The sequence below is a fragment of the Kribbella sp. NBC_01505 genome, from assembly GCF_045040285.1.
Taxonomy (GTDB): domain Bacteria; phylum Actinomycetota; class Actinomycetes; order Propionibacteriales; family Kribbellaceae; genus Kribbella.
Map to the genome: position 1 here is coordinate 1,003,173 of NZ_CP109425.1, position 13,208 is coordinate 1,016,380.

The 13,208-nt window shown below is 64.9% G+C and carries 7 protein-coding genes and 2 rRNA genes; 1 reads left to right on the forward strand and 8 read right to left on the reverse strand.

Going from position 1 to position 13,208, the window contains the following annotated elements; all coding sequences use genetic code 11:
• The first annotated feature begins 1 nt into the window (after position 1).
• Positions 2 to 1,162: a DUF1015 domain-containing protein gene (locus OG474_RS04450; RefSeq protein ID WP_405060897.1), complete on the forward strand. Its 1,161-nt coding sequence runs from the start codon at positions 2 to 4 to the stop codon at positions 1,160 to 1,162.
• On the opposite strand, the gene OG474_RS04455 is transcribed toward OG474_RS04450, so the two are convergent.
• The 8 genes from OG474_RS04455 to OG474_RS04490 form a co-directional block, all read right to left on the reverse strand.
• Complete coding sequence (locus OG474_RS04455) at positions 1,149 to 2,042, reverse strand: PfkB family carbohydrate kinase (RefSeq protein WP_405060898.1); 894 nt, start codon at positions 2,040 to 2,042, stop codon at positions 1,149 to 1,151. The genes OG474_RS04450 and OG474_RS04455 overlap by 14 nt on opposite strands.
• Entirely contained in the window at positions 2,039 to 3,511 is a 1,473-nt protein-coding gene (locus tag OG474_RS04460) for a purine-cytosine permease family protein (protein WP_405060899.1), read from the reverse strand. Before OG474_RS04460 ends, OG474_RS04455 begins: the two co-directional genes overlap by 4 nt.
• Complete coding sequence (locus tag OG474_RS04465) at positions 3,492 to 4,508, reverse strand: ADP-ribosylglycohydrolase family protein (RefSeq protein ID WP_405060900.1); 1,017 nt, start codon at positions 4,506 to 4,508, stop codon at positions 3,492 to 3,494. The genes OG474_RS04460 and OG474_RS04465 overlap by 20 nt, the downstream gene beginning before the upstream one ends.
• The gene (locus OG474_RS04470) at positions 4,505 to 5,209 is read right to left on the reverse strand and encodes a GntR family transcriptional regulator (protein ID WP_405060901.1); all 705 of its coding nucleotides are present in this window, start codon (positions 5,207 to 5,209) and stop codon (positions 4,505 to 4,507) included. The genes OG474_RS04465 and OG474_RS04470 overlap by 4 nt, the downstream gene beginning before the upstream one ends.
• A 48-nt stretch (positions 5,210 to 5,257) precedes the next feature.
• Positions 5,258 to 6,094, reverse strand: coding sequence for a CHAD domain-containing protein (locus OG474_RS04475; RefSeq protein ID WP_405060902.1), 837 nt, complete (start codon positions 6,092 to 6,094; stop codon positions 5,258 to 5,260).
• 972 nt (positions 6,095 to 7,066) lie between these two features.
• Positions 7,067 to 9,400, reverse strand: coding sequence for a hypothetical protein (locus OG474_RS04480; protein WP_405060903.1), 2,334 nt, complete (start codon positions 9,398 to 9,400; stop codon positions 7,067 to 7,069).
• Positions 9,401 to 9,587: 187 nt separating this feature from the next.
• Positions 9,588 to 9,705, reverse strand: a 5S ribosomal RNA gene (gene rrf, locus OG474_RS04485).
• Between the two features lie 163 nt (positions 9,706 to 9,868).
• Positions 9,869 to 12,994, reverse strand: a 23S ribosomal RNA gene (locus OG474_RS04490).
• Positions 12,995 to 13,208 lie beyond the last annotated feature (214 nt).

Consider the following 13,208-nt stretch of genomic DNA (forward strand, 5'->3'; position numbering starts at 1 on the left):
CATGCTGGATTCAAGGGGGAGCGTGCTGCGACTGGACCCGCTGCGCGCCTGGCGGTTCGTCGCGGGGATGGTGAGCGGCCTCGGGGCCGTCACATCGCCGCCGTACGACGTGCTGGAACCCGCGCTGGTCCGGCGGCTGACTGCGTCTGATCTGCACAACATGGTGAGGCTCATCCTTCCACGCGACCCCAACCTGGGTCCGAGCCGGTACGACGAGCCCGCTCGTCGACTCGCCACCTGGCAAGAGGCCGGTGTGGTCATCCAGGACCCGCGGCCCGCTCTGTACGTCTACGAGCAGCGACTGGGCGACGCCGTACTGTGCGGTCTGGTCGGTGCGCTGGCGTTGGACCCGCTGCGGCAGGTAGTGCTTCCGCACGAGAACGTGATGCCGCACTGGGTCGACGACCGGCTCGAACTGATGGAAGCGACCGATGCGGACCTGGAGCCCATCCTGCTCGCGTACGGCGACGGTGGCGCGGCCAGCGACGCGGTGGACGCGGCCCGGACCGGAGTGCCGTGGGTGGAGGCCGAGACCGAGAACGGCGCTGAACACCGCATCTGGCGCATCGAAGACCCAGAAACGCTCGCTGTGATCGCGGCGGAGATCGGCAGACACGAGGCGCTGATCGCCGACGGCCACCACCGCTACGCGGCGTACCTCGAACGCCGCCGCCGCGAACCGGACCGTCCGAGCACCGAGGTCGGTCTGGCGATGCTGGTCGACTACAACCGCCACCCGCTGACTCTCGACCCCATCCACCGAGTGGTGCCCGGTCTGACCCTCGACATGATTCGCTCTCGCACACCGGCCGGTTGGAACGTCCTACCGGGCCGATTGGAGAACATCCCGGACCGCATGGCGGTGACAGACGGCACCACCTGGCTGACGGTCCGTCCGGCCAACGGCCAGACCGTTCCGATCGTGTCGTCCCTCCATGAGCACCTCATCCCCGCATGGGGTGCTCCGGCCGAGGACATCACCTTCCACCACACCTGGTCCGACGCTCTGGCGATGGCCGGCCCCGATCAGGCCTCCATCGAGCTCACGGCACCCCATCTGGACCAGGTGCTCGGCTCAGCGATCCAGGGCGTCATCCTGCCCCAGAAGGCGACCTCGTTCGGCCCCAAGCCTCGGGTGGGCCTGCTGTTCAGAGTGCTTTAGCATCGACCTCACTACGGGTGGGAGCTGTTGCCGGGCCGCTGCGGGTGACTGCGATAGCTGCAGCGATGTTGGCACGACGTGCTGCCTCCAGTACGTCGGTGCCGCGAAGCAGCTCGGCGGCAAACCATCCGCAGTGCGCGTCACCTGCACCGTTGGTGTCCAGAACTTCCACGGAGATGCTCGGCACTACCTGCACTGTGCCGTTCTGAGCGACGACACAACCGCCCGCACCAGTCCGCACCACCACGACCGCTGCCGCAGGCACCGTCTCAGCCAGGGCGCTTGCCGCAGCTTGTGGATCGGACTGGCCAGTCAGTAGCTGAGCCTCGCGGTCGTTGCAGCTCAGCACCGCGGTGCGAGCGAGAGTGCGGGCCCAGATGTCGGGGGCGATGTCGGCTACCAGCGGACCGGGATCAACGAGCAGTGTGCCGCCCTGCATCGCCAGCACCTGCTCGGCTTTCTCCGGGACCACCAGGCTGTAGCCAGACACGTAGCCGATGTCGGATGCATCCAGCTCCGGCAACGGATCGCCGACTGCGGTCTCAGCACCGCTACCGGTGACGAACGTGCGCTCACCAGTGTTGTCGAGCAGCACTACGCAGACCCCAGTGTCTATCGAGGCTGTGGCGGGCTGAGAGATCGTCACACCCTCCGCAGCAAGCTCAGCGCGCACGCGATCACCACGTGCGCCGGTGCCATGCCCACCGGCGTAGACAACCGTCGCCCCGGCTCGCGCCGCGGCGGCCATCACGTTGAAGCCACCGCCGACGTACTCGACTGTGGAGAGCGCCAGCACGTCACCGCCGACCGGCGGCAAGGCGGGCACCTGCATGACCAGGTCGATCACCACCTGCCCGGTGTGCACGAGCCGCCCAGTCACTCGACCACCTCCAGCGGTACGCCGTCCACCGGACGAGCACCACCGAGTACGGCGTACAGGCCGGCTCCGACGACGAACGTGATCACCCAGGCCAGTCCGTTCTCGCCGAACCAGGTCCCAGCGAGCGGTCCGGTGAACCATGGGTCCGCTGCGGGTCCGAGAGTGGCGAACAGGTAGCCGACGACGATCGCCAACGCCCAGGCCCCGAACGCTCGCCAGGCGACACCACCGCGGTACCAGTAGGCGCTCGTCCGACCTGTGTTCAGTAGCGCCTCCGGGTCGTAGTGATGGCGGCGGAGCATGTCGACTGCGAACACTCCGACCCAGGCGGTGATCGGCACGGCCAGTGCGCTGATGAAGGCGATGAACGGACCGTAGAAGCCGTCAGCGATCAGCAGGAAGTAGATGGCCCCGGCGAAGGTGACTGTCACGTCGACCACTACCGCGTACACCCGCCGGACGCGGACGCCCAAGGTCAGTGTGGTGAGTCCGGCTGAGTAGACGGAGAGGTGGTTGGACAGCAGCAGTCCACCGAACGCTGCGACCAGGTACGGGACAGCCATCCAGGTGGGCAGCATGGCGCGGATAGCAGCGACCGGGTCACCCGCATCGGCCAACGTGGGGTCGCCCGCAGCGAGCAGGCTGCCCAGCGAAATCAGCAGCACCAACGGAATGCCAGCACCGGCCGCAGCGGACAGCACCAGCGAACCGGCGCGCACTGCTGGGGCCTGGTAGCGGGACATGTCGGCCGATGCGTTCGCCCAGCCGATTCCGGTGCCTGCTGCGATCACACCGACCCCGGCCACGAGTACGCCGACCGGTGCGGGCGTGGCTGCACCGACAGCCGACCAGTCGATGGTCGCCACCAGGAACGCACCGACCACGAGGTTGAGGGCGCCGAACACCCAGGTCGCCCAGCGCTGCACCGCAACGAGGAAGGCGTGACCGAGTCCGGCGACCAGTACGGTCAGCAGCTCGAACACCGCGATCGCGACGACCGTGAGTACCGGGTGATCCTTGGCCGCCGGACTGGTGCCGAACAGGATCGTCGCCAGCGACAGGAGCGCGAACGCCGCGGTCGTGGTGTTCACGGTCTCCCAGCCCAGCCTGGACAGCAGCGACACGAGAGTCGGACCGATGTTGCCGCGGGCACCGAATGTCGCACGGGAGAGCGTCAGACCGGGCGCACCACCGCGACGCCCGGCGATCGAGATCGCACCGACGATGGCGAACGAGCCGACCGCGCCGACCACCGCCGCGATGACGGCCTGCCAGACCGTCATCCCCATCGCGACCAGGGTCGCCCCCAAGGGCAGACCGAGGATGGAGATGTTGGCCGCGAACCAGACCCAGAACAGCTGGCCGGGCCGACCGGTCCGCTCCCCGACGGGTACGGGTTCGATGCCCCGATTCTCTAGTGTGGACTCGCTTTTCACAGAGACGGCGGAGTCAGACGTGTCGGTGGCCATGCTGGCCTCCTTCAGTAGCGCGTAACGCGAGCAGACCGTCGACGGTGGCGTCGAGGTCGAGGTGGTTGACCTGGCGGACCTGGTCGAGCAGATCGCTCGGCAGTCCGGACATGCCATGGTGCGCGCCGAGGACGGCGCCACAGATCGCAGCGATCGTGTCAGTGTCGCCACCGAGCGAGGCGGCCGTGGTGAGGGCAGCACGGACGTCCGTACCGAGCACCTCAACCAGCGCGAACGCTGCGATGACGGACTCGTTGGCCGCGACCGACGTACCGACGACTGCGTCAATGGCTGGCACGAGGTCGTCGGGCTTAAGGTCCTGAGCCCAGCCACGGACCCAGCGCAGTCGGGCAGCGATGCTGCCGCCCGCGACCCAGTGACCGAGCTGGCCGCCAGCAGACGCAGCGTCCTCAGCCGCAGCCACTGCGGCGGACAGGTCAGCCCCATCCACTCCAGCCGAGACAGCTGCTGCCACCGCGGCCGCGGCCGCAATACCTAGGCCGGTGTTGTGCGTGACCCGGCAGGACTCGAGTACGGCGTCCAGCAAGCCGCTGCCGTCGTACGCGATGCCGACTGGCGCTACCCGCATTGCACCGCCGTTCGTCGTACCGTCCCGGCCGGTCTGCTCAGCGGGCTCACCAGCAGCGAGCCGATCCAGCGCACGCTTCGTCGACGGACCGAGCAGGTCAAGGGAGCCACGGCGGATCATGTCCTGCTCCCAGGACTGCAGCGCCTCGGCAAACTTGTGCGGATCCACTCGGCCGTGTCCTGCCACCAGCAGGTCCGCCAGCAGCAGGGCCTGCTCGGTGTCGTCGGTGATCGTGCCGGCCGGCATGTTCGGTGCGATGGGCTGGTCCGGAGCACCGGGCAGGAATCGGTCGACAACGCCGTACCGGGTGGTGATGTCGGCGCGGGACATCGACTGGGTGGGCATCCCCAGTGCGTCACCGATCGCCAGCCCGTATAGAGCGCCCAGCGCCCGGTCCCGGGTGCTCATCGGGCCGCCGGGAAGCTCAGGTGGAACCGGAACCGCTGCGGATCCAGCAGGCTCACCACATGCTCGACCAGAGCGCCGTCCCGGTCCAGAGTGACCCGGACTGCTCGCAGGAACAGCTCACCGGCCGTCCGATCGAGCAGTGCGGCGTCAGTGGCGTCCAGCGGCTCGACCGAGATCCACTGCTCGCCGCCAGTACCTTCACGCCCGGCAGACCGGAGCGTTGCGGTGATCGAGTCGTCGACCAGGCCCGCAGCGGGCAGGTCCGCCAGCGCACCAACAGCTGGTAGCGCGGAGACCTCGATCGACACCGGCTGACCCTCTGAGCGGCGCAATCGCCGTACCGTCACGACCGGTCCGTAGCGCTCTTCTACCGCCGGGTCGCCGCCCCGCACGATCCCCAGCAGCTCAGTACCGACGTCGGCACCGCCTTCGGCCAGCGCACGCGCCCACCCGACCTGCTGGTCCAGCGGCTTCCCGTCGAACGTCACGAACGAACCGACACCGGACTCGGTCGTGATCAGCTCACGCCGCTGCAGCTCGGCCAGCGCACTGCGCACCGTGCCGCGGGAGACCTGGTAGCGGGTGGCGAGCTGATTCTCCCCCGGCAACCGCTCACCGTGGGCCAGCCGACCGGCGCGGATGTCCGTGGTGAGCTCGGCGACCAGCTGGGATCGCTTCGAACGACCTACCTGTTCAGACATGTACATACATGTACAACCAGGAGGTCACGAAGTCAAGAGTCGCTTCGCTCAGGAGCGGTGGTACAGACCGAGAAACTCTTCCCGCAGCGGTTTGCGGGCCGCCCGGTGCCGTTCCACCAGCCGTCCGAGGGTGAATGCCAGCTTCGGCTCAGCGTCCGACACAAGGGCCGTCAGCGCTTCTGCGGCCGCGCACTGATCCTGATGCTGCCCGAGCAGCTCCTGATACCTGGCAGCCTGTACGGCGGTCGCCTTCGCCTCGGCCCCGAGCACAGTCGCGCAGGTGTTCGCGGCGTACCGCATCCGCTTCGCAAGCAACCGCACCTCATGCCAGTCGTCGTCCTGCGTCCACGGCTGCAGCTTGTCGGCCTCTCCAACAAACTTCTGTACGGCGCTGTCCAGCAGCTCGGGCAGCACCTCGCCACAGGGCTCGGCTGCCTTCCGCTTCAACTGTGGGGAGGCCGCCATCGTCTCCAAAGCCCGCACCAACGCGGCCGTGCGCTCACCCGCCACCACCTCAGCCGCCCGCGCCGAAGCGACCTGCAACCCAGCCGTCAGCGTCTGCACAATCTGCTCGACGTGCGCCGGTTCGTCCTCACTGTTCGCCGTCTCCCGGACCAGCGCCGCGATCACCTCCAGATCCCGCGCCTCGCCACAAGCATTCGCCAACGCCGAAAGCTCAGTCCTCAGCTCACCAGCAACCAGCAAACCCTTGAAGAGCTTCAGATCGCTCCGCAGCCGCCGACAAGCAACCCGCACCTGGTGAATCCCATCCTCCTCCCCCTCCCCCACCATCACCATCGCCCTCCGCAGCCGCCGCCCTCCCTTGGCCACCGCCTCCCCCACCAACACCCCAACCGCATCCTCCGCCAACACCCTCAAACCCATCCCCCCATTCTCCCGGCCGCCCCACCCCCAAGCCCCACCCCGCGAGTCGCCCCAGCAGTCGGCCGGAACCGCACACACCAACTGGGGACCTAAGCCGCCCGACCACCTGTCCCAGATCCCCACTAGATGTCCGCAGCAGGCCAGTCAGGATGCCGACCGCAACTGCAGCCCGGAACTATCTTTACGGAGATCTGTTGTCACCCAGTGCCTGTTGCGATTTGGTGGCTGGGCACTTGCTTGGTCAGTAGCCCCGCCTTCCCGAATGCGCTCGTCCGGTCCGGGCGCTCGGATTCGGCCGGTGGCGTTGGCGGTGGCTGGTCGCCGCTGCGGCCGGTTTGACTGAGACGGGTGGCTGGGGTGGTCTTCGGCTGGGCGGGATGGTTCGGTCGGTGACCGCGGTTTCCCGTTGTCTGTGGCTGACGGGCTGTGGTTGCTCCCGACGATGGGGAGGCCTGTCAGCTGACTCGCCGCCGTGGTTGATCACTGTGGTTCGGGTTGTCTGCTGCCTGCGGAATTTGGCTGGTTATCCGTTGAGATTGACCGTTCTCTGCTCATATTTTGAGGGGAGAACGGTCAATTTGCGAGGAGGTCCCCTCGTTTTCTGCACGGCAACCGAAGCCCGGAAGTTCAGGCAGCGGGTACCTGGGCGCTGGCCTCGCCAGCCACCTCAGCCACGGGAGCGGCCGGCCACTCTGCTTGTTGGCGCTGGCCGCTGCGGCGGGCAGCCACCGGGTACGCTGCCGGCCGCGTCACGGCGCGCGGAAAGGTGGTTTTGCGGGGATCTACTGTCACCCAGCGGCAGTAGATCACCGCAAAGGTGCGTTTTGGGACCGGGCGGGAGATCTACGGAGTCCTGCTGTCATCCAGCAGCAGTAGAACTCCGCAGAGCGGGCGCGCCCCGGTCATCCATCGGCCGGGGAACGCAAAAGAGCCGCCGGGGGATCCCGGCGGCTCTTTCGGTGCGCGTTTGTTCTACTGCTCGGACTTCTCCGGCTTGTCCTCGGCCGCGACCTCGTCGACGACCTCGTCCGGCTCGGCGTCGCCCTGGTCGTCCTGGTCGGCGTTGTCTTCGTCGGCCTGGGCGTCTTCGTCGACGTTGCTGAAGTTGTCTTCGTTGTCGACTTCGTCGACCTCTAGGACGGTGGCGGTGTCGTCGGGCTTGGCGGGCTCGTCGAACTCCTCCTCATCCTCGACTTCCTCGTCCAGGTCGGTGAACTCGAGGCCTTCGAGCTCGGCGGCACGCTCAGCGGCGCCGGTGGAGCCGTCGGCGTCAGCGCCGGCTGCGCGGTGGAACCAGACCAGCGCCTCCTCGGTGCGGTCAGCGGCCGCGAGCGCGTCGGCGTACGCGTAACGCAGTCGCGGCAGCCACTCCGCGCGGGTGCGCTTGGTCAGCTCCGGCACCTCGAGCACCTGGATCGCGGCCGCGACCTGACCCATGTCCCGCCGGGCGCCGGCCGTCACGATCAACAGTTCCATCTGCGTCGGCTCGGACAGGTCCCGAACGTGCTTGTCCTGCGCCAGTGCGAGCGCCTTCTCCGGCCGACGGAGCGCACGCTCGCAGTCGGCCATCATCGCGAGCACTTCGTGGTTGCCCGTCATCCGCCGTACGGCGCGGAACTCGGTCAGTGCCTCGTCGTAGTGCTCGGCCAGGTACGCCGTGATGGCGACGGCCTCGCGAACCCCGCCCAGCCGGGCAGCGAGCCGCCGAGCTGTCCGGGCGTGCAGGTATGCCAGGTCCGGGTCGTCGTCCAGGAACTGCCCGGACGCCACCAGGTGCTGTGCCACCAGATCGGCGAGGCTGCGCGGCAACGACCGCAGCTCGGCCTTCACACCGCGATCGAGCTCCGCCCCGGTGATCCCCTCGGGAATCACCGGATCGTCGCGACGCGGACCGACCTTCTCCTCGTCGTCCCGCCGCGGTCCACCGCGCCGGTCGTCACGTCCGCCGCGCGCGCCGCGCGCATCCCGGTCGTCCCGCTTGAAGGCTCCGCGCTCACCGCGCGCCGGCCCCGCACTGCGAGCACCGCCACGTACGCCGCCGCGGTCGCCCCCGGCAGCCCGCTGATCGCGCCGGCCTTCGCCACGCTCATCCCGCCGGAACCCACCAGGCGCACTCGATCGGTCATCCCGAGCCGGACGCTCACTACGCGCCGCACCCCGGTCGTCCCGAGCGGGCCGCGCATCCCGGCTGTATCCGCTGCGATCATCCCGCGCCGGCCGCTCGCCGCCACGGAACCCACCAGCCGAACCCGACCGGTCGTCCCGGTTGTAGCCGCCCCGGTCATCGCGCGCCGGACGCTCAGTACGCCCCGCACCGCGGTCATCCCGAGCCGGACGCGTGTCTCGGTTGTACCCACCGCGGTCATCCCGCGCCGGACGCTCGCCGCCAGAGCGGGCATCGCGGTTGTAGCCGCCACCACTCGAGCGGTCATCGCGGTTGTAACCACCGCGGTCACCACCGGTGGAACGGTTGTCCCTGTTGTAGCCGCCACCACTGGGGCGGTCATCGCGGTTATAACCACCCCGGTCACCACCGGTAGAGCGGTTGTCCTTGTTGTAGCCGCCGCCGGAACGGTCGTCGCGGTTGTAACCACCGCGGTCGCCGCCGGTAGAGCGGCTGTCCTTGTTGTAGCCGCCACCACTGGGGCGGTCGTCGCGGTTATAGCCACCGCGGTCACCACTGGCAGGACGGGCCGGGCGGTCGTCGCGGCTGTAGCCACCGCGGTCGCCACCGCCGGAACGGTCATCGCGGCGGTAGCCGCCGGAGCGGTTGTCGCCACCACGGTTGTCGCCACCGCGGTCTTCACGACCGCCGGCCAGCTGACCACCGAACGGATCGCGGCGACCCTTGTCGTCACCGCGGGAGCCGGCGAATCCACGCCGGTTCTCGGTACGCGGCTCGTCCCGGTCACCACTACGCGGCGCACTGCGCGGAGCGCCGGTCCGCGGGGTGTCCCCACGGCTCGAGGCGCCCCGATATCCACCGGAGCTCCGCTGACCACTCCCACCGGAACCGCCACCGGACCGGTTGCCGCCATACCCGGAGCCGCTGCTCGAACCGCCCGAGCCACCTGAACCCGAGCCGGAACGGTTGCCGCTGTACCCCGAGCCGCCACCGGAACCGCCGCTCGAACCCGAACGGCCGCCGAAGCTCGAACCACCACCGGAACCGGACCGCTTGGCGCCGGAGCCGGCGCCACCGGAATTGGGACGTCCCCCGCTGCTACGGTCGGGACGGCCACCGCCCCCGGAGGAACCGCGACGGTCCCCCGAGCCGGATCGGGGATTGCGAGGTGGCGTAGCCACAGTGACTCCTAAGGATGCTGAAGTGCGGGGTAACCGCACTAACTTACCGCCCCGTGCCCCGGAGCCCCTCATCGAGAGGCCTGGCGCCCACCTGGCGAGCATCGCTCGGAGGTTCGGTGCAGCGAAAAAAGTAGCCAGACAAATGTTAAGGGCCACCCCTAGTGGGGTGGCCCTTAACAGTGTGAATGTCCGGCGGTGTCCTACTCTCCCACGACCTACCGGTCGCAGTACCATCGGCGCTGAAGGGCTTAACTTCCAGGTTCGGAATGGAGACTGGGTGTTTCCCCTACGCTATGACCACCGAAACTCTATCAAAATATCAACAACCAACCCTGCAAATCACAACCCTCACCATGGTGGCTGGGGGTTGGTGCTGGGGGTCCTGTTCATATTCTGGGAACCGTACAGCGGACGCGAACATCGTTACCTGTAGCACAGCAAGTCATGTTGCCCAACCAATGGTTGGTGTGTGACAAGCCCTCGGCCTATTAGTACCAGTCAGCTCCACACCTTACGGTGCTTCCACTTCTGGCCTATCAACCCAGTGGTCTACTGGGGGCCTTACCCGGTTAACCCGGTGGGAGACCTCATCTTGAAGCGTGCTTCCCGCTTAGATGCTTTCAGCGGTTATCACTCCCGAACGTAGCCAACCAGCCGTGCTCCTGGCGGAACAACTGGCACACCAGAGGTTCGTCCACCCCGGTCCTCTCGTACTAGGGGCAGCCCTTCTCAAGTCTCCTGCGCGCGCAGCGGATAGGGACCGAACTGTCTCACGACGTTCTAAACCCAGCTCGCGTGCCGCTTTAATGGGCGAACAGCCCAACCCTTGGGACCTACTCCAGCCCCAGGATGCGACGAGCCGACATCGAGGTGCCAAACCATCCCGTCGATATGGACTCTTGGGGAAGATCAGCCTGTTATCCCCGGGGTACCTTTTATCCGTTGAGCGACGGTGCTCCCACATGCCACCGCCGGATCACTAGTTCCGACTTTCGTCCCTGCTCGACATGTCTGTCTCACAGTCAAGCTCCCTTGTGCACTTACACTCGACACCTGATTGCCAACCAGGCTGAGGGAACCTTTGAGCGCCTCCGTTACCTTTTAGGAGGCGACCGCCCCAGTCAAACTACCCACCAGGCACTGTCCCTGATCCAGATAATGGACCTAAGTTAGACAGCCAGAACAACCAGAGTGGTATTTCAACGATGACTCCACCCGAACTGGCGTCCGAGCTTCACAGTCTCCCACCTATCCTACACAAGTTGTACCGACCACCAATACCAAGTTGTAGTAAAGGTCCCGGGGTCTTTCCGTCCTGCTGCGCGTAACGAGCATCTTTACTCGTAATGCAATTTCGCCGAGTCCACGGTTGAGACAGCGCCCAAGTCGTTACGCCATTCGTGCAGGTCGGAACTTACCCGACAAGGAATTTCGCTACCTTAGGATGGTTATAGTTACCACCGCCGTTTACTGGCGCTTAAGTTCAAAGCTTCGCCGGCCTAAACCAGCTAACCTGTCCCCTTAACGTTCCAGCACCGGGCAGGCGTCAGTCCGTATACATCGAATTACTTCTTCGCACGGACCTGTGTTTTTAGTAAACAGTCGCTTGGGCCTGGTCTCTGCGGCCATCAACGCTTCCACCCGAGAAGGATGTAACGCATCCGGCCCCCCTTCTCCCGAAGTTACGGGGGCATTTTGCCGAGTTCCTTAACCATGGTTCACTCGATCGCCTTGGTATTCTCTACCTGATCACCTGTGTCGGTTTGGGGTACGGGCGGCTCTAACACTCACTACGAAGTTTTTCTCGGCAGCATGGGATCATCCACTTCCCCTTAACGGGTCCGCCTCGGCTCTCAGGCTATGTGAGACACGGATTTGCCTATGCCTCGCCCTACCACCTTGCCCGCGGATCAGCTTACGCCTACCATCGCCGCGGTTGGACTACCCTCCTGCGTCACTCCTCAGTGCACCTAATACCAAATCGGGTCGAGATCCTCACCACTTGGCCCGAAGGCCGCCTAGCTCAGAGCTCTTAGCATTTCTGGGTTCGGTCTTGTCGTGTTAATGCCGGTACGGGAATATCAACCCGTTGTCCATCGACTACGCCTGTCGGCCTCGCCTTAGGTCCCGACTTACCCAGGGCAGATTAGCTTGACCCTGGAACCCTTGATCATCCGGCGGACGGGTTTCTCACCCGTCATTCGCTACTCATGCCTGCATTCTCACTCGTGCAGCATCCACAACTCCATCACTAGGCTGCTTCACACGCTGCACGACGCTCCCCTACCCATCCACACACCTGGACCCAAATCAAGTCTGGGCCGAGTAATAGTGTAAATGCCACAGCTTCGGCGGATTGCTTGAGCCCCGCTACATTGTCGGCGCGGAATCACTTGACCAGTGAGCTATTACGCACTCTTTCAAGGGTGGCTGCTTCTAAGCCAACCTCCTGGTTGTCTGGGCAACTCCACATCCTTTTCCACTTAGCAATCGCTTAGGGGCCTTAGCTGGTGATCTGGGCTGTTTCCCTCTCGACTACGGAGCTTATCCCCCGCAGTCTCACTGCCGCGCTCTCACTTACCGGCATTCGGAGTTTGGCTGATTTCGGTAAGCCGGTAAGCCCCCTAGACCATCCAGTGCTCTACCTCCGGTAAGAAACACGCGACGCTGCACCTATATGCATTTCGGGGAGAACCAGCTATCACGGAGTTTGATTGGCCTTTCACCCCTATCCACAGGTCATCCCCCAGGTTTTCAACCCTGGTGGGTTCGGTCCTCCACGCGGTCTTACCCGCGCTTCAACCTGCCCATGGATAGATCACTCCGCTTCGGGTCTAGAGCATGCGACTAAAGCGCCCTATTCAGACTCGCTTTCGCTACGGCTACCCCACACGGGTTAACCTCGCCACACACCACTAACTCGCAGGCTCATTCTTCAAAAGGCACGCCGTCACACATTCCAAAGAACATGCTCCGACGGATTGTAGGCAATCGGTTTCAGGTACTATTTCACTCCCCTCCCGGGGTACTTTTCATCTTTCCCTCACGGTACTAGTCCGCTATCGGTCACCAAGAAGTATTTAGGCTTAGCGGGTGGTCCCGCCAGATTCACACGGGATTTCAAGAGTCCCGTGCTACTTGGGAAAACACTCGGAAGTCACTGTCTTACGCCTACAGGGCTATAACCCACTACGGCTCAACATTCCAGAAGATTCGACTTCAACAGTGATTTATAACTCCCCGGTCCAATGGCGTTAAGACCTGAATGCTCCCACAACCCCACATGCGCAACACACGCCAGTTATCACACGCACATGGTTTAGCCTCATCCGCTTTCGCTCGCCACTACTCACGGAATCACTATTGTTTTCTCTTCCTGCGGGTACTGAGATGTTTCACTTCCCCGCGTTCCCTCCAGAACCCTATGTGTTCAGGCACTGGTAACTGGCTTTAGAATGCCAGCTGGGTTTCCCCATTCGGACACCCCCGGATCACAGCTCGGTTGCCAACTCCCCGGGGCTTATCGCAGGCTCCAACGTCCTTCATCGGCTCTTGGTGCCAAGACATCCACCGATTGCCCTTAGTAGCTTGTCAAAAAACAACAAAAAATACATTCGCTACAAAGATGCTCGCGTCCACTATACAGTTCTCAAAATACGACCAGGCACACCAGCCCCTTATCATCACCTACTGAGTCAGCGTCGATCTCCAGGGAAACAAAACACCCGAACATCCACACTCACACCAACGGTTTGATGAGAGCCGGCCCCAGCCACCAGACACACACGATCCGCAAAGATCAGTGTGA